Source organism: Alteromonas sp. I10 (assembly GCF_003201515.1).
Taxonomy (GTDB): domain Bacteria; phylum Pseudomonadota; class Gammaproteobacteria; order Enterobacterales; family Alteromonadaceae; genus Alteromonas; species Alteromonas macleodii.
The window spans coordinates 17,137-39,548 of record NZ_QJJN01000012.1; the positions used below are offsets into that span (position 1 = coordinate 17,137).

Annotated in this window: 22 protein-coding genes; 8 read left to right on the forward strand and 14 right to left on the reverse strand. The window is 46.7% G+C overall.

The window, feature by feature from the left end:
* The first annotated feature begins 289 nt into the window (after positions 1-289).
* Positions 290-2,068: a C1 family peptidase gene (locus BZA03_RS18770; RefSeq protein WP_110289568.1), complete on the forward strand. Its 1,779-nt coding sequence runs from the start codon at positions 290-292 to the stop codon at positions 2,066-2,068.
* Positions 2,069-2,189: 121 nt separating this feature from the next.
* On the opposite strand, the gene BZA03_RS18775 is transcribed toward BZA03_RS18770, so the two are convergent.
* The 3 genes from BZA03_RS18775 to bioH form a co-directional block, all read right to left on the reverse strand.
* Complete coding sequence (locus BZA03_RS18775; protein ID WP_110289569.1) at positions 2,190-3,116, reverse strand: putative metalloprotease CJM1_0395 family protein; 927 nt, start codon at positions 3,114-3,116, stop codon at positions 2,190-2,192.
* A 14-nt stretch (positions 3,117-3,130) separates the two neighbouring features.
* Positions 3,131-3,448 (reverse strand): hypothetical protein, encoded by a 318-nt coding sequence (locus tag BZA03_RS18780; protein ID WP_014951365.1) that lies wholly within the window; start codon positions 3,446-3,448, stop codon positions 3,131-3,133.
* Positions 3,449-3,625: 177 nt separating this feature from the next.
* Positions 3,626-4,435, reverse strand: a complete 810-nt coding sequence (bioH, locus tag BZA03_RS18785) for a pimeloyl-ACP methyl ester esterase BioH (RefSeq protein WP_110289570.1) — start codon at positions 4,433-4,435, stop codon at positions 3,626-3,628.
* 98 nt (positions 4,436-4,533) lie between these two features.
* Here bioH and BZA03_RS18790 point away from each other — a divergent pair, with 98 nt between their 5' ends.
* Complete coding sequence (locus tag BZA03_RS18790; RefSeq protein WP_014951367.1) at positions 4,534-5,247, forward strand: ComF family protein; 714 nt, start codon at positions 4,534-4,536, stop codon at positions 5,245-5,247.
* A gap of 56 nt (positions 5,248-5,303) precedes the next feature.
* On the opposite strand, the gene BZA03_RS18795 is transcribed toward BZA03_RS18790, so the two are convergent.
* Positions 5,304-7,961: a M14 family zinc carboxypeptidase gene (locus BZA03_RS18795; protein ID WP_110289571.1), complete on the reverse strand. Its 2,658-nt coding sequence runs from the start codon at positions 7,959-7,961 to the stop codon at positions 5,304-5,306.
* Between the two features lie 160 nt (positions 7,962-8,121).
* On the opposite strand from BZA03_RS18795, the gene nfuA reads away from it, so the two are divergent.
* The 4 genes from nfuA (at position 8,122) to BZA03_RS18820 (ending at position 11,378) form a co-directional block, all read left to right on the forward strand.
* A complete protein-coding gene (gene nfuA / locus BZA03_RS18800) occupies positions 8,122-8,700 on the forward strand; it encodes a Fe-S biogenesis protein NfuA (RefSeq protein ID WP_014951369.1) in 579 nt (192 codons plus the stop codon).
* Between the two features lie 473 nt (positions 8,701-9,173).
* A complete protein-coding gene (locus BZA03_RS18810) occupies positions 9,174-9,896 on the forward strand; it encodes an aspartate/glutamate racemase family protein (RefSeq protein WP_110289572.1) in 723 nt (240 codons plus the stop codon).
* A gap of 69 nt (positions 9,897-9,965) precedes the next feature.
* Positions 9,966-10,355, forward strand: a complete 390-nt coding sequence (locus BZA03_RS18815; protein ID WP_110289573.1) for a VOC family protein — start codon at positions 9,966-9,968, stop codon at positions 10,353-10,355.
* Between the two features lie 306 nt (positions 10,356-10,661).
* Positions 10,662-11,378 carry a class I SAM-dependent methyltransferase gene (locus BZA03_RS18820; RefSeq protein WP_110289574.1) on the forward strand — a complete coding sequence of 239 codons (717 nt, stop codon included), beginning with the start codon at positions 10,662-10,664 and terminating at the stop codon, positions 11,376-11,378.
* A gap of 100 nt (positions 11,379-11,478) precedes the next feature.
* Here BZA03_RS18820 and BZA03_RS18825 read toward each other — a convergent pair whose 3' ends face one another.
* On the reverse strand, positions 11,479-12,825 hold the full coding sequence (locus BZA03_RS18825; protein WP_110289575.1) for an MATE family efflux transporter: 1,347 nt from the start codon (positions 12,823-12,825) through the stop codon (positions 11,479-11,481).
* Positions 12,826-12,946: 121 nt separating this feature from the next.
* Here BZA03_RS18825 and BZA03_RS18830 point away from each other — a divergent pair, with 121 nt between their 5' ends.
* Positions 12,947-14,173 (forward strand): polysaccharide deacetylase family protein, encoded by a 1,227-nt coding sequence (locus BZA03_RS18830; RefSeq protein ID WP_110289576.1) that lies wholly within the window; start codon positions 12,947-12,949, stop codon positions 14,171-14,173.
* A gap of 79 nt (positions 14,174-14,252) precedes the next feature.
* Here the strand turns inward: BZA03_RS18830 and BZA03_RS18835 are convergent, their stop codons facing one another.
* The 6 genes from BZA03_RS18835 to BZA03_RS18860 are packed head-to-tail and all read right to left on the reverse strand — an operon-like array spanning position 14,253 to position 18,852.
* Complete coding sequence (locus tag BZA03_RS18835) at positions 14,253-14,840, reverse strand: GNAT family N-acetyltransferase (RefSeq protein WP_014951376.1); 588 nt, start codon at positions 14,838-14,840, stop codon at positions 14,253-14,255.
* A 1-nt stretch (position 14,841) separates the two neighbouring features.
* Positions 14,842-15,486 (reverse strand): SCO family protein, encoded by a 645-nt coding sequence (locus BZA03_RS18840; RefSeq protein WP_049588448.1) that lies wholly within the window; start codon positions 15,484-15,486, stop codon positions 14,842-14,844.
* Complete coding sequence (cyoE, locus tag BZA03_RS18845) at positions 15,483-16,400, reverse strand: heme o synthase (RefSeq protein WP_014980735.1); 918 nt, start codon at positions 16,398-16,400, stop codon at positions 15,483-15,485. The genes BZA03_RS18840 and cyoE overlap by 4 nt, the downstream gene beginning before the upstream one ends.
* Complete coding sequence (locus tag BZA03_RS18850) at positions 16,393-17,610, reverse strand: heme A synthase (protein WP_110289617.1); 1,218 nt, start codon at positions 17,608-17,610, stop codon at positions 16,393-16,395. Before BZA03_RS18850 ends, cyoE begins: the two co-directional genes overlap by 8 nt.
* Positions 17,611-17,615: 5 nt before the next feature.
* Complete coding sequence (locus tag BZA03_RS18855) at positions 17,616-18,155, reverse strand: hypothetical protein (protein WP_014951380.1); 540 nt, start codon at positions 18,153-18,155, stop codon at positions 17,616-17,618.
* A complete protein-coding gene (locus tag BZA03_RS18860; RefSeq protein ID WP_014951381.1) occupies positions 18,148-18,852 on the reverse strand; it encodes an SURF1 family protein in 705 nt (234 codons plus the stop codon). The genes BZA03_RS18855 and BZA03_RS18860 overlap by 8 nt, the downstream gene beginning before the upstream one ends.
* Before the next feature lie 45 nt (positions 18,853-18,897).
* Here BZA03_RS18860 and BZA03_RS18865 point away from each other — a divergent pair, with 45 nt between their 5' ends.
* Positions 18,898-19,107: a DUF2909 domain-containing protein gene (locus tag BZA03_RS18865; RefSeq protein WP_039221374.1), complete on the forward strand. Its 210-nt coding sequence runs from the start codon at positions 18,898-18,900 to the stop codon at positions 19,105-19,107.
* A gap of 15 nt (positions 19,108-19,122) precedes the next feature.
* On the opposite strand, the gene BZA03_RS18870 is transcribed toward BZA03_RS18865, so the two are convergent.
* The 3 genes from BZA03_RS18870 to ctaD form a co-directional block, all read right to left on the reverse strand.
* Positions 19,123-20,016 (reverse strand): cytochrome c oxidase subunit 3, encoded by an 894-nt coding sequence (locus tag BZA03_RS18870; protein ID WP_014951383.1) that lies wholly within the window; start codon positions 20,014-20,016, stop codon positions 19,123-19,125.
* A gap of 23 nt (positions 20,017-20,039) precedes the next feature.
* Positions 20,040-20,627, reverse strand: a complete 588-nt coding sequence (locus BZA03_RS18875; RefSeq protein WP_014951384.1) for a cytochrome c oxidase assembly protein — start codon at positions 20,625-20,627, stop codon at positions 20,040-20,042.
* 147 nt (positions 20,628-20,774) lie between these two features.
* Complete coding sequence (ctaD, locus tag BZA03_RS18880) at positions 20,775-22,403, reverse strand: cytochrome c oxidase subunit I (protein ID WP_039228778.1); 1,629 nt, start codon at positions 22,401-22,403, stop codon at positions 20,775-20,777.
* Positions 22,404-22,412 lie beyond the last annotated feature (9 nt).

Here is a 22,412-nt window from a genome sequence, read left to right on the forward strand (position 1 = left end):
CCAAAAACTCTTTAGCCAAAAGCACCAAAATAGAGAATACCGAAATAATGAAGAGGTGTGGGTCACACCGAAACCGAAGTTCGTATATTGGTAGCGTTTAGCAAGGCCGTTGACATGCTTTTAGAGCCTTAACGTTTAACGAAGGTGATGTTGCTCATTTGACCACAGCCTTTTTCTAGGCAGCACTTTCGGACAACCATAATGAGCTAAGGGCCCTAACCTTTGGTGTACGAGCATAATCATCCAACTGTACAGCAAAGATTATCTGCCCTCATCAAAGGATGATTTTATGAACTCGCCTGTCTCAAAAAACATGCTGAATGTCAGCGCCGATTACCCCGACCTTCGGGATCGTTATTACCAGCCAAATCTTACTCCACTTAAGCCTTTTATCGACCCGCCAGGCAATTTGGTTATTTTAGACCAAGGTAAAGATGGAGCGTGCACCGGCTTTGCATTGGCCGCTACCATTAATTTCATTTACCGTCAGCAAGGCCGAAAACATACTGTTAGCCCGTGGATGCTTTATGCCATGGCCAAACGTCATGATGAGTGGTTAGGTGAAGCGTATGAAGGCTCAAGCTGCCGCGGTGCCATTAAAGGTTGGTATAATAGCGGTGTGTGTAACTACTCACTAACTGAAGACATAAAGCATAGCAACGAGTTTGAAATGTCCCTTGCCATTGCTAACAACGCAAGTAATCACAGGTTAGGTGCGTATTACCGTATTGAACGAGAAATTAGCGATTTTCACGCCGCGCTTAATGAAGTGGGCGTTATTTTTGTGTCTGCAAGAATTCACGAAGGCTGGAAAGATAGCGAAGGTGATGTAATAAGCCTAAGGCCTGAACCCATGGGTGGCCACGCGTTTGCCATTGTAGGCTACAACGATGAAGGGTTCTGGATCCAAAACTCCTGGGGGACGGATTGGAAGAAGTCAGGGCTGGCACTTTGGCGTTACGATGACTGGGCGTTAAACGTTATGGATGCGTGGGTTGTTCAACTCGCACTTCCTATCTCTGGCACAGGAACTTACCATCAGGCTACGCGCTCTATTGCACAGGGTTTGTTTTCTCGCTCCACACCACGGGTGAGCATTCAAGATCACTTCGTTCATTTCGACGACGGGCACTTTGATACCAGAAGTAAATATTGGAGCAATAAAAACCACGTCGATGCCATTATTGAAAAACTTTCTGACAGTAACCATCGCCATGTAATGCTATATGCACACGGCGGCTTAAATAGCATAAAAGCTTCGGCTAAACGCATTGCTGCCATGAAAGACACCTTTCTTAAAAACGATATTTACCCCATTCACTTCATGTACGACACGGGTATGCTAGAAGAACTTAAGGATATTCTGGGCTTTAAGAATAAAGAGATTAGCAACAAAGTTGGAGCCTTCACTGACTACACTGACCGCATACTAGAATGGGCAACACGTAAAGTAGGCAGCGCACTGTGGCGAGAAATGAAATCAGACGCTTGCACGCCCTTTACCCGTACCACATCAGATGGTACGTATTTCCTAACGCAATTGGCCGCCTACTTGAAAGACAATTCAGATATTAAGCTGCATGTCGTCGGTCATTCGGCAGGCTCTATTTTTCATGCACACAGCCTATCTAGGCTGTGTAAAGTTGATGAAAACATAACGATTAAGAGTCTGCATTTACTGGCTCCAGCCATTAGCTACCCCTTGTTCAACGAAAAGCTCTCTGCGCTTATAGAAGGTAAACACATTGAATCGACCACGGTTTACAACTTATCTGAAGCGTTGGAAAAAGATGACCACGTGGCGCGCATTTACCAGAAGTCGTTGCTCTATTTAGTATCAAATGCGTTTGAATCCAAACCAGAGATGCCCTTGTTAGGTATGGCTGTGTTTAATCAGCCGCTGCCTAACGTGACGTTTAAGTACAGTGAAGGGAAAGAAGGTGATGCCACCGCCGCCACGTCCCACGGCGGCTTCGATAGCGACGTAGATACCATGAACTCGGTGCTTTCAGACATCACTGGCGGCTCACCTAAATATCCGTTTACAGAGGCAATACTGGATTATTAAGTCCTGCTGGTTTGAAAGCAATGCAAGGGAAGTGAAAGTGCTTTTTTCGCGATTTAGCCCTTAGCTATGACGGGCTAAATCGTTCGTGCAATATTAAGCAGCTAGCGTTAATCGCACGTTATCATGCTTGAAGCGATAAACCTTCTCTAGAGGGGGTGTAAGCTTGCAAATAAGCATTTTGAATTCGGCCAATTCGTGTTTGCATCGCATTAGACTCATTTGCCTGAAAGCCTTGTGTGTCTGCTGATGAGGATTGATTATCTAACACCATATTCGCAATAGAATCGGTTGCGGTGCCTATATTTGTATCGGGCTGCAAGGCTGCCCCTGAGTCTGCAACAATGCCATTGCTTTGTGCTGAGGTAGAACCTGTTGAAGCTGCTTCTGTTTGGCCTTTGGCAATCTCGCTACGGGCCTCTGTGGCTTTTTGAGAAGCCTCTGCAGCCACTTTTAAATCTTGTGATGAAGGTTCAGCTGGTGCGAGGGCGGCTGCGCGTACTTGCTCCATTTTTTTCAGCGTTTCTTCAGGCGTTTTTTCTTCTGAAACATCAATCGACACTTCGCCATCGGTCACATAGCGTTTATTGTCAGGGCCTGTAGTGTATTCATACTGCGGAGCACCGGCGTACCGACCGCCTGTTGAAGCATGCGCTTGCTCGTGAACCCTTACTTCCTGATCCCGGGCTTTTAACTGCTCAATTTCAGCAGCGTCTTGTTTCTCTTGCTGTTCTTGTTGCCTGTCTTGCGCGCCCTGCTTGCCTGCACTCTCATCCTGCGCATTATCTTTCTGTTGCCCAAATACGTTTTGAAAGGCAGCTTGAAGTTCTGTTTGTACCTGAGGGCGCTCGTAAGTAACCGGCGCTGGCGGCTGGCCGGGGCTCTTCGCTTTATCGGCTTCTGACCCCAAGCCTTTCTGAGAAGCCCCTTGCTGGGAATCTGACGCTTGGGGAATAGTTTCACGCTGCACGTTATCTCTACGTGCAGACTCTGTATTTATGTTCGCCGTGGGATAAGCAATGGCGTTAAGGATTGGTGTAACGATATTCACCGTAACTGCTCCACCTACGCAAGCACGTCTATGATGGTACCAAGCATCTCATCGGCAACACCTAGTACTTTGGCAGAGGCTTGAGCATTACGTTCGTTTACATTGAGCGCGATTAAGTCGTCAGTGAGACGCGTGGAGGTAGACGTTGAATTCGATGACGTGTTTATTGTGTCGGTATTGGTCGCAATAGGTTGAGCGGGTGCTACCGCATCCTCAGCAGTTCGCTGAGCAATATTTGATGCTGCCTGCGAAATTCCGTCGCTGGCATTTTGTAAACCATATTGAGCCGCTGCAAATGCAGAGCCTGCACCTAAACCATCAATACTTGTCATACACTACCCCTAACCTCTCATGTGCAATTATTAACCAATTTCACACAAATGGAAAGACATGTATCACACCCTGTCATTAACTTATTGTAAGCAGGAGATTTTTATTAGGCTGTCAAAGATAAGAAAAGCTTCAAACTATCGGCAAGCGGCGGTTTGAAGCTTCATGTCATCGCTTTATTAAGACGCCTTTTGCTGGTAAACGCCAGCGGCAAAGCGAAATAAAATGTCAGCAGTTTGCTGAGGATGTGAAATAAACGGCGCATGCGACGCATGAGGCAGAACAACGGTATCAGCCTGCGGATGTAGCTCACATATACGATCTATTCCGCTGGTCGGCACTAGACTATCCAACCTGCCATACAATCGTAATGTGGGTGTAGTTATTCGCCCCACGTCTTGACGCATGTCTTCAGTAGACAATATGCGTAAACCTTTCTTAAGCGCTTCCTCGGCGGGATCTGGGAATTGGGTTACCTGTTCTCTGATCGCCTTAATATCCTGCTTTGCCGTTTCGCTGCCCATCGCTTGAATTGCCAAAAAACGTTCCAGTGTTTTCTGATAGTTCTTTTCAAGCTGAGTCTCGAACATTGAAAGTAAATCGGCAGCAATACCCGGCCAACAAGGCCCTGCTATAAATCGAGGTGTTGAAGCAATCGTTACCAGTCCGGTAAGTTTTTCTGGTGCTAACAGCGCTAATTTTTGGGCAACTAGGCCACCTAATGACCACCCAACCAACACACACTGGTCTGGCAGTTGGTTCGCAATGGATTGAGCCAATGTTTCCACGTTATACGGTGACGGGACGAACTCTGCATTTTCCCCAAACCCAGGAAGATCTATGGTGGTGACGCGAAAATTATCGCTTAAATAAGGGATAAAGGATGTGAACGCTCCGCTGTTCATACCCCAACCATGAAGAAATACCACATCTACGCCTGTACCCTGAGTACGGGTGACAAGCTCGCCGTTTGTATGCAAACTTTCCATTTACACCTCCTTAGGCAGTCACGTGTTTTTGAGGCAACACGAAATAATGAAAACAGGTCGACGTTCGACAATTCAAGGAAGTTGATGGAATCAACACTATGAACCTTTCATGCTTGCTATGTTATCAGGCAAGTCCTACGCCAGTATGTCACTGGTGTGAAGATGACATATTTTTTTTCGATGCCACGCTGCACGGAAGTAACTTACTTCAATATGGCCCTGTGGCAGGCCACGTCAAGCATAGCCACTATGACGCGTTACGCGTTTTGGGACTTCATACGTGGCCAATGTCATCGCTGGTTCACCAGTTAAAGTTTACGCATTCCCTTACGGCAGGAAAAGTATTAAGTAACTGGTTTGTCCATAAAATGCGACAGTGCACTTTATCAGTGCCCAATGTGCTGCTTCCGGTGCCAATTAGTGCATGGCGACTTGCTACACGGCACTACAATCAGGCTACGCTTCTGTGTGAAAGCATAAGCAGTGAGCTGAATGTTCCAGTTAACCAGTCGTGGGCCAAACGACGGGGCTTTAGCGTGCAGCATCACTTATCCAAAATGGCGAGAGCCGAAAACGCAAGCCGTGTATTTAGTCTATCGACGCAGTGTATCGATGATGAGATAGCAATAGCGCAAGGCATTAAAGATGGCAGCAACTTCAGCGTTGCAATCGTCGATGACGTACTCACCACCGGCGTGACCGTGAATACATTGAGTAAAAGGCTCAAAAAACGCTACCCAAATTTACACATTCAGGTGTGGGTCGCGGCATTTACGCCACCGCCTAAAAGCAGTCTGTATCAGAAAGCCTAGTGATCAGAAGCGGTGATAATGAAAAGCGCGGCATTCGCCGCGCCTTTCAAACTGATTTAGCGAATAAAATGCGATTGGTAGATTGCATTGGCCAGCATCTTGTTCGTGCCATACCAGTACCCTCTAAACTGTGTATTGTCGGTAAAGCCAATGACAACGCCGCGACCCATTTTTTGAGTCGTCACAGCAGTTGATTCAGCCATTAGCGCAACCATTCTTTTGTCACTAAACCCAGCCATGAGAGGCTCATCAGTGTAGCGCGCAGGCGTTATAAAGGGTGAACTACTAGCCTCCACTATCATATTATTGGTTTTAAACATGGGTAGCGTGTCGTCATCATAGCCGTAGAACAATGGATGAGTATTATCGATATTCGCTTCAAACACAGCGCCAGCCACCAACTTTCTGGCGTATAACGAAGCGCCATCTTTATAGCTGAGTTCGCTTTCATCGAACGCGTTATCAATACTCTCTCGACTAACAATTTCTACGTCTAACCATTTATGTTGAGCGAAATAACGCAACGCGGATTTCTGCCCCACGATTACGCCACCGGCTTTCACCCACTGCTCAATTTGAGTTCTTTCACTTTCACTAAAGCGATATCCACCGCTAGGGAATAAAAGGTGCGTATAAGTAACGCTCGGATCATTAAGCGCGCTTGTCAGATGTTGTTGCTCAATAATACTGGCAGCCAGCCCCACTTTTGTGTCGAAATAGTGCCATATTTCACCTGCTTCGTATTCACTGGTGCCTTCGCCGCCCACTATTAACACCTGTGGCAAGGTAACAGGTGCCATGCTCCGGCTACCCAAATCGTGCCCAGTGGGTGTTAACCCACTGCGCAAACTAAACACAGGCACCTGAAGTTGCTGTTGCGCATCGCGCAAAATGGCCGCCAAGTTTTCTGGCTGACCCAGCCCTTTCGGTACAACTATGCTGCCAGGCTGAAGCTCAATGCTGTTGCCATCGTATTTAATAGCGGAAAACGCTTCTTCACTACTACGCACCTTAACGCCAGCTTCCAATAACGTTTGCAGCATGGCTGGCGCATAGTACTGCTGCCATGAAAACGCATACGCGTATGCGTCTGGGTGAATATCATTAAGTGCGGGTTGTGCAAGTGCGGTGCTGTCGCTAAGTTTTAGGCTTCGCGCATCGCCCCTATCTAGAGGCGCGTAATCCAAATTGAAAGCCAAAGCCAAATTCCACGTTGATACATCGTAAAACGTGTTGTTCTCAAACGAGGTTTGGGTAGAGAAAATTGACTTTACTAAACGGTATTGAGGCTGGTTTGAAGGAATATAAATCGCGCTACCTGCACCATAGCGAACTTTGCTTACCTCAACATCTTTCGTCAACACCTCGTAATTAATATGATGCTGTTCAAGCAATGCAACAAATGCGTTAAAGCGAGCTGTGTCATTCGATGCACTAACAACAAAACCTACCTGCTCATCCTTTTCAGCCAGTGACTTTGTGCTCTTAACAAAACCCGATTGATAATCGAGAATAGCAGCCTTATTTGCCAATGCGCCTCTAAAAGTGCTTAAAGACGTAGTAATTTGATTTGCTATGGTGTCTTTGAAGGCAAGCTTGCCATTAATAGAGTCCTGAATGTGGCCCCGTGAGCTTGCTTGCTCAAAAAGAATACCCACACTGCCGTGTAAATCTGGATAGGTCGAGCCTTTGCCTGCGTAGAAATCGTCAAACGCTTCTTGGGTAAAATAGAGCTCCCCTTGCTCATCAAACGCGGCAGCGTGATACTGGGCAAGCGCTTCAGTTAGCGTAACGTTCTCATCAGGCGTCAGTGGATTTTTACGCGAGCGCACACCAGGCTGGAAAAAATAGGTGCTGTCTGTCCCCATCTCATGAAAATCGGTGAGGATATGTGGGCGCCATTTATGAAACTGTTTAATTCGCGCCTGCGACTCTGGGTGCGCCAGTAATAGCCAGTCGCGGTTTAAATCAAACCAGTAATGATTTGTTCTACCTGACGGCCACCCCTCATCGTGTTCACGATGTCGACTGTCAGAAACCAGCTGCTTGCCCTTGTGCATATTTGCCCACTGAGCAAATCGAGAAAGCCCGTCGGGGTTGAAAGACGGATCAAACAGCACAATATTGTTATTCAACAAGGCATCAATTTCTTTACCTTCAGCCGCGGCCAAATAATAAGCCAACGCAAGTGAAGCATTGGTTCCGGAAGGCTCGTTACCGTGAATACTGTAGCCCATGTAGAAAATAAGGGGTGCATCGCTACCTACTTTCTTGCCGCTTTCCATTGCATCAATGTGTTGCTGCCTCATCGCCTCAATATTGTTTCTATTTGAGGGCGCTGTGATTGTCAGTAACAGAAGTGGGCGGTTTTCGTGAGTACGGCCGGTTTCTTCAATGGTGATACGGTCAGACTTCTCGGCAAGTAGCTTCATATAATTGACGACTTGGTCGTGACGCACATGCCATTCGCCAATGTTGGCGCCTAGTATCGATTCAGGCGTGGGAATAGCTGGGTTGTAGGATACCGTATCAGGTAGGTATGCTGTCACCGGCTGCCCGCCTACATCAGGTGCAATAGTAACGGCTGATGGTAAGGCTGGCTGTGCTGACGCTTGCTGACTGTTCGTTGCTCCAAAAGCAATAGTGCCAAGAGCTAATAGTGAAGCAAGTGATAAGGAGTTCTTTCTGGCGGTGTAATGCAATTTCGCGAACATAGCGCTTCCCGTCTTGTTGTTATGGTTGAGAATAGTGGCGACGTGCACGCCTCTCAACAAATTCGATTCACTGGAATAATTTATTTAATTAATACCTGACTGTTTTACTCAGGTAAATTTGATACAATAATCCAAATTTCAAAATATGTAGGACTTGCTGATGATAACTATATCAGAAGAAGCCCAGGCTCACTTCGTAAAACTGTTGAGTAAACAAGAGTCTGGCACGAATATTCGTGTATTCGTCGTAAATCCAGGCACTTCGTCGGCTGAGTGTGGCGTGTCCTATTGCCCACCAGACGCGGTTGAAGAAACGGATACCCGTTTGCCATTTAATGGTTTCGATGCGGTCGTAGATGAAGAAAGCGCGCCTTATTTAGAGGAAGCGGAAATTGACTACGTTACCGATCAAATGGGCTCACAGTTAACCTTAAAAGCACCTAATGCCAAAGCGCGTAAAGTGTCTGACGACGCACCATTAATTGAGCGAATTAACTATATGATTGAGTCGGAAATCAATCCTCAGTTAGCGAGCCATGGTGGCAATGTTGTATTGACAGAACTGACTGACGACGGCTACGCCATACTTCAGTTCGGCGGCGGCTGCAATGGTTGCTCAATGGTAGACGTAACGCTTAAAGAAGGTATTGAGAAGCAAATGGTTGAGCAATTCGCTGGCGAGCTTAAGGGCGTGCGCGATGCGACTGAGCACCAAGCGGGTGAGCACTCTTACTACTAAGCGTAATATTGCACTTGCTTAAGTGTATATCTCGATAACTATCTCATGCTAAAGCAAGACATTCACAAAAGCTGGCAACGATTCAAAATAGGTCTATCTATTTTCGTTGTCGGCGTCTTGCTGTTGTTTACCTTAAGTGAACTTCATATCACGCTGCATTACCTGAGCCTTCTTATATTATTTGTCGGTTTCGCTATCGCCATGTTGGGTTACTGGGGAATTTTTATTCAACGTTTTTCGTTTATAAAAAACAAAAAGCCACCGCCTAAATTCTGATTACTTCCTGCTCTACGCCATACCTTCTTGCCCTATTCTTTATGTAAGCCAGTCTGATTGCACTCAGTTTTACCCATACGCCATACTCTACATTGCGCAGCTGTCTCCCGTTCATTTATGTTCGCCTAGCGCTCGTCTCGGGTTATAGGTAGATTAGAGATTGCGCAAAGTGCCTAACAATATGAAAAGGAGCTGTGGTGAATACAACAAAGAAGCTGGGCCTGCTTGGCGGAATGAGTTGGGAATCAACGGTCAGTTACTATCAAGCCATAAACCGTGGTGTAAACGCTCGACTTGGCGGCCTTCACAGCGCACCGCTGATAATAAGCAGCGTTGACTTTGCCCACATAGAGCAGCTTCAGCATAAAGGAGAATGGGATAAAACCGCCGATATACTGATCCGCGAGGCGCAGGACTTAGAAACTGCGGGTGCAAAAGCCATATTAATTTGTACCAATACCATGCACAAAGTAGCAGCTGACATAGAGCAAAAGATCACCATCCCACTTATTCACATTGCCGACGCTACGGGGTGCGTGTTGCAACAAGATAGGCTTAAGAAAGTTGGGCTACTGGGCACCCGCTTCACCATGGAACAAACCTTTTATACATCCCGCCTTAAAGAGATTTTTGGCATTGAGGTTGTTACTCCAAATGCCCAACAACGAGACACGGTTCATAACATTATTTATGAACAATTATGCAAGGGCGTGATTTGTGTTGAATCCCGTAACGCGTATATTGACATTATAAATGAACTGGCGGCCGAGGGTGCTGAAGGCATCATTTTAGGCTGCACAGAAATTGCCTTATTAGTTCAACAACATCACACCAAAGTTAAGTTATACGATACTACCGCTATCCATGCTTCAGCTGCGGTAGATTTTGCATTAGCTCCCCAAAGCGTTAGCAAAGGGTAAGTAGCGAAACACATATAACCTAACTTTGATAAAAGGGAATTGGCCCTACTATTTTCAGAGGACACAGCTATGTTTAGCCACGTAATGATTGGTGCGAACGACCTTGAAGCATCAAAGAAATTCTACGATGCTATTTTAGGAGTATTAGGATACGAGCCAGGCGTTTTTGATGAATATGGACGGGTATTTTACTACACGCCTAAAGGTATTTTAGCGCTAACAAAGCCGATTAACGGAGAGGCTGCCACACACGGTAATGGCACCACGCTCGGCCTTGCCGCTCGAACACCAGACATCGTTGATGAATGGCATAAAGTAGGAAGCGAAAATGGGGGCGTGCCATGCGAGGACCCACCGGGTATTCGAGGCAATGGGGAACGCCAACTGTATCTTGCTTATCTGCGAGACCCAGCGGGCAACAAACTCTGTGCCACGCACATCGTAAGAAACTCGCTGTAGTGCTGCCTGCTTAAATGATCACGCTCTTTTTGCAGGCTATTTGCTTTAAGCTGTCTATTTGGCCCAAAGCCCTTTGAGTAATAGCGCTTTGGGTAATGCCTAGTTAAGTCTACATATAAGCCCTAACCAAACGAAACTGCATAGGTGTTGCTGTCCGGCCGCTCAATATCCTAAACGGGTTTCGCCTTTTCTCTTCTTTGCACTTTGCACTTTGCACTTTGCACTTTGCACTTTGCACTTTGCACTATACATTGTTGCTAGATGAATTAACCTTGAACCAGAAAAAGCTCAGCTAACAGAGGGAATATGACACCTGAAGAAACTGGCAAGGCCTACGACACCATTACACACCTTTGGACTCGTCCTGAATTTAATCAGAAAAATGGGTTAACCGCCTACCAAAAAGCATTGTCATTTTTAGCGGACACCCCATCACAAGAGCCTGATACGGTGCCTAGCGAAGCGCTTGATAAGGGAGAAGCGCTTGATAAGGGAAAAGCGAGCAATAAAGACAAACCAAAGAAACGAGGCTACGCACTAGACATAGGTTGCGGATGCACCAATCGTTTTGTCCCGGTTATCGAACGCGCAGGGCTAACTTACGAAGGCATTGATGTTTCCAAAGATATGCTGGCTATTGCGACGTCCCAATTACCCGCTCATACCTTCTATTGCGCCGACGTGTGTACATTCACTATCCCCAAACACTATTCGTTTATTAGCGCTTGGGATAGCTTTTGGCATATTCCCCTAACGCAGCAAGAGCCTTTGCTTAAGAAGCTAGTGGATCACTTAGACGATGACGGAGTGTTGCTTTTTAGCTGTGGGGGTACAGATGAAAGCGGCCAACACACAAACGAAGTGATGGGTCCAGAAGTCTACTACGCCTCGCTGGGGCTACATAGATACATAGAAATATTGATAGAAGCAGGCGGGTTTGTTCGTCACGTTGAATTCGACCAGCACCCTGAACTACACACTATTATCATTGTGCAAAAAAGAACCGCGAAAAAAACACAGTAGCAAGAATAATACTGAATGATGTGATGCCCTAGAAAAACTGAGAGAGGCAGCGTGCTCAGCACGCCTTCCCTAAGTAAGGTCAGCGAAGCGTTATAAAACACTAGCTTTGCGGTATCGCTAGCTCACCACGTTTATCTAGTCGATAAAAGCTCCAGGCCAATGTCACACCGCGAGCGAGTAAAAAGGCAAGTAGAGCATACCAAAGGCTGACGTTACCCTGATCTTGCGTGAGGTACCAAACGGGGAAATACACCCCTAACGCACTTATTATCATGGTATTTCTCATTGCGCTAGCTCGGGTAAGACCAACAAATACGCCATCGTACAAGAAACACCAATGCGCTAATAGAGGAAGTAATACCATTAGACCAAGATAAGGTAGCGCAGCTTTTACAATGTCACTATGTTCGGTAAGCAGCGCGATAATGTCTTCACCGCCAGCGAAAAATATCAAGCTATAAATAAGGGCAAAAATACTCGACCAGACTAACCCTTGGTAGGTGCGTCGTTTCACTTCGCTGCTGTCAGACGCCCCCTTGGCTTCACCCACCAGCGCTTCCACACCATAGGCTATGCCATCAAGTCCCAATGCAATAAGAACAAAGAACTGCATGAGTATGGCATTGACGGCCGCCGACGTTTCGCCGTAACGGGCACCTTGAATGGTGAGAAACGCTAAGCAACCCTGTAATGCTAAGTTACGTAATAGCATGTCACCGTTAAGCTTCATCAGTACCTTCCGAGCTGCACGGTTAAACCACGATGCACTCACCGCGACACCGCCAACGCGCTTAAACGCCACCGCTAGCGCCATTATAGCCATGGTATACTCAGCGATAACACTGGCCAGCGCCACGCCAGCTACAGACAAACCAAGCCCGAACACAAACACTACATCGAGTCCCGCATTCAATAAATTTCCCACAATTTGAATAGCCATGACGCTGCGCGTTTTTTGCTGCCCTACTAACCATCCAACTAATGCCAGATTAAGCATGGCAGCTGGTGCGCCCCATACCCGGGTCGAAAAATAGTCTTGAAGATGCAGGGCAACTTCACTGTTTGGCTGAGTTAAAGCTAAGCCTATAGACAAGATAGGAGATTGAAGAGCAAGTACCACAGCCCCCAGCACTAGAGCAACCGCCACCGTTTGCCACAGCACTTTTGCTGACTCTAATGTATTGTTCGGTGAGCCTTTAGCTTGTGCACTCAAGCCTGTTGATGACATGCGAAGAAACCCGCACACCCAGTATATTTGCGTTAAGATAAGTGCGCCCACCGAAGCCCCTGCAAGCATGGCTGGTAAAGACATGTGTCCCAAAACCGCGGTATCCACCAAACCTAATAGAGGCGTAGTAATATTCGCTAAGATCATGGGAAGCGCTAACGCCAACAGACGGGAATGGTCGTCAAAAAAGGAGCGCTGAGTTAGTTGGGCAGGGGACATAAATGATCTCAGTAGGGGTTAATTTCGCTATATACTATCAACCTATGCAGCGGCATAAGTGAAATGCGTACCAGCTTGACCATGTATAAGATTGGCCAAGTCGCATTATTTGGAGTTTACCATGCTATTGAATTTGATTAGGCACTCAGTGGATGATGATATGAAAACCAACAATGTAATTCAAAATAGAACGACGAGTCGTACGCGTTTGAAGATGTTATCTTCAATGCTTGCGGGAATTTTCAATGTTTTGTTGGTCTCACCTAGCATTGCTTCAGGCTCAGATGCAAACCCTGTTGCTGATGCGACTTCCACTACAAAGGAACAAAGTGGTAGTAACATCGACTCTAGTGTGAGCACCACGCCTAACGCCGCCATTTTGCTTTATCACCATGTGTCGTCTTCAACACCAGCCAGTACCAGTATTTCGCCTGAAGCCTTTAAATCGCACATGGAATACTTGGACGCACACCACACTGTTGTTTCGCTTCAGGACGTTGTTTCTGCGATACAACACAACACTACACTGCCAGAAAATGCGGTTGCGATTACGTTTGACGATGGCTACGCAAACATTTTAGACAATGCTCACCCAATACTGGCTGACCTAGGTTTTCCCTATACAGTGTTTATCAACCCTGATGAAATTGGCGTAGGTCCTAAGCAGCTAACATGGGAGCAAGTTATTGCTATGCATAACGATGGCGTTGTTTTTGCCAACCACACGCTAGACCACCTTCATATGCTAAACGGTGAGCAAGCAATGGGCGAGCACGCATGGCTGGAGAAAGTTTGGCAGAACGTAGAAAGTGCTGAAAAGAAGATTGAAGATAAACTGGATATTAGCCTTAAATATTTAGCGTACCCGTTTGGTGAATACAACACGGCGCTCGCTAATAAGCTCAAAGCTGAAGGTTACATTGGATTCGGGCAGCATTCCGGGGCTGTGGGTCCATCTAGCGACATGCAGGCACTACCGCGCTTCCCCGCGGCCGGTCCTTACGCCAATTTGGCAACGCTAAAGACCAAGCTTAATAGTCTTGCCATGCCAGTGACGCAAAGTTCACATAAAGACCCTCGTATGACAGCGCGAAACCTGTCATCGCCCATTAGTTTAACGATAGACAGTGACGATGTTCGCCTTACACAAGTAAATTGTTTTTTCGGCGGCGACCCTATAGAGACTAGCCTAGAAGAAAATGTGCTTACGTTTACCCTTGATGAAACGCTTCCAGTAGGACGTTCACGTGTGAATTGTACAGCACCGTCTAATGCGCAATCAGGGCGTTATTATTGGTACTCTACGCCCTTCTTTGTGGCAGATGAGAACGGCAATTACCCAGACTAGGGCATGTCGATAAGGCACATCTATGCTTGAGCGCGAGCGCATATTGATTGGGCTCGCGCTTATATAAGGAAACGTTTACCTATACAGGTTTAGAAAATCGAATAAAGCCTTTATTTATCGACTCTTCCACAAAACTATGGCGCTGATAGAAACGAATGGCTGGCACGTTCGACACTTCAACATCTAGTACCACTTTACGTTTATTCAGTTTTTCTGCTCGCGCTTGCATAGCATCTACCAGTATCGTTCCCACGCCCGTTCGACGGGCACTTTCTTCAACAGAGAGATGGCCTATCATGAGTTCGGTATTAGTAGGCGGCGTAAGATTGATGGCCACGGTCTGATTGCGCATGAGCACTGTCATAGCCTCATCGAGGGTAAAGTACGATGTGATGCTATCAAGGGTCGCCCTATCAAATGTTGCACCAAGTTTGCTGTGCCAAGAGGTCACAACACCGAGTACTTCGTCGCCGCTACACGCCACCCAATGATTCTTAAAGCCATATTGCCCGCCACCGAGCTCCCATGCATGAGACAGGTAGCCCTCAGCTGTTTTATTTTTATTTTGTCCAAAAATAGACGTTAACAAAGACTGCGCCGCATTCAATATAAGCGGCGTAGTTTGCGCAGCATCAGATGCCACACCTTGCCTTATTTTGATTTCCATATTACTGCTTCGAGATTATTATTGGCATATCAGCCAATATTTGCTGGGAATCACTTATCGATAGCTTTCCTGGCTCTCTTTTTGGTTTGAATCTTCCTATCACCCTAGCTTCAGGGTCGACAAGTACGACAGATGCACTGTGATCAACTAAATAGTTGGGGTTATCGGTACTTTCAGCAATGGCATACATCATTCCTAAATTACGTACAAACGGGAATAGCGCCTTGTGCTCTCCAGTTACGGCAATGAACTCCTCATTAAAATAGCTCACATACTCTGAAAGTCTTTCAATTGAATCGCGATTTGGATCAACGGATACAAAAACAATTCGAATAGGTTCGACACTATTTAATGCTTTTAGTTCAGGATATATACCGTTCAATTCAGCCATGGTAGTTGGACAAATATCGGGGCAGAAGGTATAGCCCACAAATACTAAGCTCCACTGCCCTTCAAGCGACGAATTATCAAACACTTCACCTTGATGAGATGTAAGTGAAAACGGTGATAATGCTCTCGGCTCTGGGTAAGTCTGAAAGTATTCAGGCTGACTTTCAACATTTGGGGGCGCGATATACAGCGCCCCTACGATGCCTGCACATAGCGCTAAAAATGCAACAAGGCCGACGGTAGTTCGTTGATTCATAAACTCAGTGGTATGTAGTGATCTAAGAGTAATACGACAAACAATACCATGAGATGAATAATTGAAAACCTAAAAGTTTTCATTGCAGTTTGTGGCTCTGCATCGAATTTTAACTTTAATGCATAGTATAAAAACCCAATGTTAAGCACACTTGAGCCAATCAAATAAATGAGATCGCTCATGCCTGTAAGGTAGGGCAGCAAACATACAAGCCCCAACAATACTGTATACAGCAACACTGACGTTTTCGTAAATGACACACCGTGGGTTACCGGCAGCATGGGCACCTTCGCTTTGGCGTAATCTTTTTCTCTATGAATAGCGAGCGCCCAAAAATGCGGCGGCGTCCAGGTAAAGATAATCAGCACTAAAAGCAGGGCATGGGCATGTATTTCCCCTGTAACCGCGGTCCAACCTAGAAGCGGTGGAGCAGCCCCTGCTAAACCGCCAATCACGATGTTTTGCGGTGTCGCTCGCTTTAAATACATCGTGTAGATAAACGCGTAGCCTACTAGACTTGCTAAGGTTAACCACGCGGTTAGCATATTCACAAAAAGAGCTAACACTACAAATCCAACCACACCTAAAACGCCTGCAAACCACAGCGCGTTGTTTACGCTAACCTTGCCTTTTGCGACGGGGCGATTAAAAGTACGCGCCATCACACTATCTATCTTATGGTCGACAACGTGATTAATAACCGCAGCAGACGCAGACAACATACCAATACCCAATAAGCCACAGATAAGTACGGTTGCGTTTACCCACGAAGGCGTAGCTAAACACATGCCTACTAACGCGGTTAACAGCAACAACATGACGACATTAGGCTTCGTCATTTCATAGTAATCTCGCCACGTGACTACATTGTGCTGACGTGAAGTACGCGCATGTAAAGAGACCGATTTAGCCATGGAAACCTCCTGGAGCTTTAGGGAGAATATGAGAAGACGTTGACGCGTTTAAAGGGTCGTGCAAAGGCGCTTCGTGGATGCTAAATGCACCTGCACCCTGCAGTGGTTTCGAACCTGAGAATGAGCCTGTATTTCGTTTTTCTGTACCGAAGACGTTATCGTTTTCTAGTGCCAAGAATACGGTAAAAATGAGGTTGAGTAGGGAGAGAAGTAACACGGCTGCGACCGCGTTATGCATTACAGCGACAGCCAGCGGCAGCATAAAGATAATGTTACTAAGTCCTAATGCCACTTGCGTGCACAATGCTACCAACATAAACGTACCCACATATTTTTGTTTACTTGTGGTGTAACGGCTTACCAACACACTTATACCTAGTGCTAGTAAGTATAAAAACGTGATGACCGCGCCGAACCTATGCACTATGTGCATGGTAACTCGTTCGCCGTAATCGTGAGCACCAAACTCATAGTTGTCTGCATCAGGCACACTGAATGCACCTGCCAAATCAATTCTTTCCTGCCAACCGCTTTCACAGACCGGCATTTCCGTACAGGCCAACGCAGCATAATTGGCAGAAGTCCATCCACCAAGAGCAATCTGGGTAACAAGCACGCCAAGCCCAATGAAGGCGAAAAGTTTAAGGTTTCGCTGAAAGACTTTGGCTTGAGGTAAGTCGGTAATATCCTGATCATGCATAGCTGACGCTATGGGCGCTTGTTTAGTTTTCGATGCATCGCCTGCGGTGTTGCGCAAGCGGAGGTAGAGAATAAACAGGCAAGAGAGTACAGAGAAGCCCCCCAGCAAATGCCCCATAACTACGACGGGAAGCAGATTGAGCGTCACGGTCCACATACCAAGTGCTGCCTGGAAGATAATAAGCCCCAGCAGTAACAGAGGTAATTTAACGGGCGTGCCTTTATCGCGCTGCCGAATAGCAATAATGGCAATAGCCAGTACACACAGCCCCAGCGTTCCTGCAAAATAGCGGTGAATCATTTCATTCCACGCCTTAAACGCCTCAACTGGACGTTCGGGAAAAGCGGCGTTGGCTTGTGCCACTTTTTCCTCACTCAAAGGCACGGTTAAATTACCGTAGCATCCAGGCCAGTCGGGGCATCCTAGCCCCGCGTCGGTCAAACGCGTATACGCACCGAGAATAATAACGACCGCCGCCAAAAAAATACTGAATAGGGTTAAATTTTTCATGGCCATTATCCTATACGCGATAATTTTAGGAGCTTTCTCATATCTGCCAGCATGTTGCGGCTTTCCATCACGGCGTCTTTTCTATCGTCTTTAATGTCGTAAAAGAGCATGGCGTTATTTTGCGTATCAACAATATAAACACTGCTAGAGGCAAGCGCCGTTGGTGTAGTAACGGGTAAGGTTTCGACAAAAGGGTAGTCTTCTAGCGCGGCTATCGCAGTTTGGTCGCTTGAAGCGGTAGTAACGACCACTGCTTGGGCACGGTCCGATTCTTTACCTAGCGCAAGCCACACTTGGTTAATGCTAAAAAGTGCGTTCTCGCACACTGCGTCACATTTACTTGGCATCACATACAACAAACGCCATTTAGGTTCCGCGTTTTCTAAAAGCGCACTCATGTCGATGGTCGGCGCGAGCAGCTGACCTTTATTTGTCGCGCCTTTAGTAAACCAATCGTTATCAAGTGCGAGCTTTGCCAAAACAACAGGTAAAACAAACACGGCTACCATAATAATTAATGTTTTTTTCGAAGCAGCATTACTCATAACTACGTCCTTTCTTACTAATTGCAAAGCCGCCAATGGCTGCAGCGGCAATGGCTAAACCAAACCATTGAACTGCATAGCCAAGGTGCTTTTCAGGAGACATTACGACGGCCTGATGTTCACGAATAAACGCGGGGTCAGGCGTGGTAAGGTGAAGAATAAAGGGTAAAAGTTTGCGCTCTAAGGCGTTGCTTAGTGCAGGGAATTCTATGTGTTGTACCAGCGCGGGGCTTTGCGACAAAGCCATGTTAGTTTCTTTCACTAAGGGGTTGTTACCCGGCACGCTAAGCACGCCGATTAATTCGCGCGTTTGGCTTGTAAAACTTATTTCCGGTAGCGTGCGTGTTAAGTCTGGCGCAGGCACCCAGCCAAAGTTAACCAAGAGCCACCCGACATTGGTATTTACCGGTACGATGACATCGAAACCCACCCGCTGATTGTGAATCTGATTATCTAATAGCAACACATGGTTAGCGTCTATTGCGCCGCTGAACGATACGGTAATATCCCGAGGATCATCATGAGACAACGCCTCTTCTAAACTCAAGGTTCCATTACTTTGCTTTTGCGCTATGCTAGCTAAGCGTTGTTGCTTTTGGACCATGCGATCAAGTTGCCAGTACCCTAAACCGCACATAATCGCCACACTAAAGCCCGTGAGTAACCAAGGAATAACGTGGCGAGTGCGAGAAAACATGATTATTTCGCACCATGCAAAATTAGAATAAAAACAGAGGTGAATATGTTGATAAAAATAGTCCTTGTTGCGTTGGTGCTGTACATGATTGTGAATTTGTTCATGGCGATGCGAATCATGATGAAAAATGACACATCAAAAGGGCCTATGAGTAAGTACATTGGTCGACGCGTGCTCACTTCTGCCGTCATTGTTATTATTATTCTTATCGCTATTGGTACCGGTTTAATTACCCCAAACCCAAGGCCTTACTGAGTTTGGGGCTCCCTTTTAAAGTACGTAAACAAAGATGTAGAGCATGACCCACACTACATCTACAAAGTGCCAGTACCAGCTCCCCGCCTGAAACGCAAAGTGGTTTTCAGGCGTGAAATGGCCTTTTAAGACCCTAAAAAACAGTACAATTAGAATGATGGTGCCAAGGGTCACATGCATGCCGTGAAACCCTGTGAGCATAAAGAAGGTGTTTCCGTAAATGCCTGACTGAAGCGTAAGCCCCAAGTCGCGATACGCATGTATGTACTCTTCTACCTGTAGGAACAAGAACCCACATCCAAGTAAGATAGTGATACCCAGCATTAGGGTTAGCTGTTTGCGTTTGTTTTGCTCTAGTCCCACATGAGCGAAGTGCAGTGTAATAGATGAGATAAGCAAGATAACCGTGTTGATTGTGGGCAACCCCGCAGCACTCATTTCCTGTGTGGTAGTGCCGCCTGGCGTTGACACCAGCGGCCACATGGCCTCAAAGGTCGGCCATAAGACCTCATTGGTCATAGCGTTGTTCGATGCGCCGCCCAGCCACGGAACGGAAATAAATCTCGCGTAGTAGAGGGCGCCGAAAAACGCAGCGAAAAACATCACCTCTGAAAAGATAAACCAGCTCATACCTTGTCGATATGAACGCCCCAGCTGATCGCTGTAAAGCCCTGCCATAGATTCGTCTATTTGATTTTTAAACCAACCTACAAGCATAACGAGCAATACTGCTATCCCCGCTAAAAGGATATGACCGCCATAGCCTGTTTCACCTTTGGTTGCTTGCACCACATAATTGCCCGCACCTACGGCGATAAGAAATAGAGCAACGGCCCCTACGATGGGCCATGGACTTTGTGCGGGTACATAATATTTTTGGTATTCGTGATTCTGTACTTCGGGTTGCATTTTCTTCTCCTTACCCCTTCGGCCTATTCGCCATTTGATGGTGTTGAAGCCATAAAGGGATTCGGTGTTGTCGTTAGGTCACTGGCTCGCGCTGTGACGTCATAGAGTGTGTACTGCAAGGTAAAAAACGTAATTTCTTCAGGTAGCTGAGGGTCTACATAAAACTGCATGGGCATATAGGCTTCACTACCCGCATCTAATGGCTGCTGATTGAAGCAGAAGCATTCAGTCTTGTTCAGGTACAGTGCTGCCGTTCCGGGGGATACAGAGGGAATGGCCTGAGCTACGATATTGCTTGATGCAGGGTTTCTCACATAAAACGACACCGTATTAAGTTCGCCAGGATGCACTTTCACGCGCTTGGTTTCAGCACGAAACTCCCACGGCATACCGGTATTTGTGCGAGTAATAAACTCGACGGTCACTTCTCGCGACTCATCAATCTCAACCGATTGATAAACCGCAGCCGTGCCTTCGGTTTTTCCGTTAATTCCCGTAACGTCGCAAAATACATCGTACAAGGGAACAAGGGCAAAGCCGAAGCCAAACATGCCAATGACAATAGCAACAAGTTTAATAACCATCTTGTTGTTTGCGCTTTGCTGTGACATCACGTGACCTCCGGGTAAATCCATAGATGAAGGTTGGTAAACGCTTGCTTAGTCGTTTATCTCCCTCACCACCTGCAATGTGTGAATGTCATTCCCATCGGCTTTTGCCGGTTGAAAGGAATGACCTATTCACAACTCCACCTACCGTTACTTAACGACAGGTGGCGTTTCAAACGTGTGATAAGGAGCGGGTGATGGAATTTCCCATTCCAATCCTTCTGCGCCGTCCCAAACTTGCGCTGATACCGGCTCACCTTGCTTTTTGCATGCCTTGATAAGCAGGGCAAGAAAGATGAGCTGAGATAAACCGAATGCAAAACCACCCAGGCTTATCCATTTATTAAAATCAGCGAACTGCAATGCATAGTCAGGAATACGGCGTGGCATACCAGCCAAACCCACAAAGTGCATAGGGAAGAACAACACATTGACCGATACCAATGAGCACCAGAAATGCCATTTAGCTAAGGTTGTGTCATACATTTTTCCCGTCCATTTAGGCAACCAGTAATACACCGCAGCCATGATGGAAAAGACCGCGCCAGTTACCAGTACATAGTGGAAATGGGCTACAACGAAGTAAGTGTCGTGATATTGGAAGTCCACGGGCGTGATCGCCAACATTAGCCCTGACAACCCACCAATGGTGAACAGCACAATAAAGGCAATAGCGAACATCATTGGCATTTCGAAGCTCAGTGAGCCGCGCCACATGGTCGCTACCCAGTTAAACACTTTCACGCCAGTAGGCACCGAGATAAGCATGGTGGCAAACATGAAAAACATTTCCATGTACACCGGCATGCCCGTGGTGAACATATGGTGAGCCCATACAACAAAAGAGAGCAGCGCAATCGACGCCGTGGCGTACACCATAGACGCGTATCCAAACAGCTGCTTTCGAGAGAAGGTAGGAACAATTTGCGAGATAATGCCGAAAGCGGGCAAGATCATAATGTACACTTCAGGGTGCCCGAAGAACCAGAAAATATGCTGGAACATAACCGGGTCGCCGCCACCAGCAGCATCAAAAAAGCTCGTGCCAAAGAACTTATCAGTTAACACCATGGTAACCGCACCGGCGAGCACTGGCATTACCGCAATCAGCAAGAATGCCGTGATAAGCCACGTCCATACAAACAGCGGCATTTTCATCCAGGTCATGCCTGGCGCACGCATGTTAAAGATGGTCACAATCACGTTAATCGCACCCATAATGGATGAAATACCCATGATGTGAACAGAGAACACAAACAACGCTGTCGAATCGCCACTGTAAGTCGTTGAAAGGGGCGCGTAGAAAGTCCATCCAAAAGCAGGGCCGCCGCCTTCCATAAAGAGCGAGCTCAATAGAATGAGAAAGGCGCCTGGTAAAATCCAGAAGCTCCAGTTATTCATGCGCGGTAACGCCATGTCAGGGGCGCCGATCATCATGGGAATAAGCCAGTTTGCGAGCCCAGTAAAGGCTGGCATTACTGCACCAAATACCATGATAAGCCCGTGTACCGTAGTCATTTGGTTAAAGAAGTTTGGCTCTACAATTTGTAGACCGGGTTGGAATAGTTCAGCGCGGATCACCATGGCCATCGCACCACCAACTAAAAACATAATAAAGGCAAACCACAGGTAAAGTGTGCCTATGTCTTTGTGGTTAGTGGTAAACAACCAACGCGTTATCCCTTTAGGAATATGATCGTGGTGTTCATGGTCATCATGTAGGTGACCGTCATGAGGCGCAGAGGTATCTGGCGAAATAACTTCAGTTGCTTTGCTCATTGTCTGCTC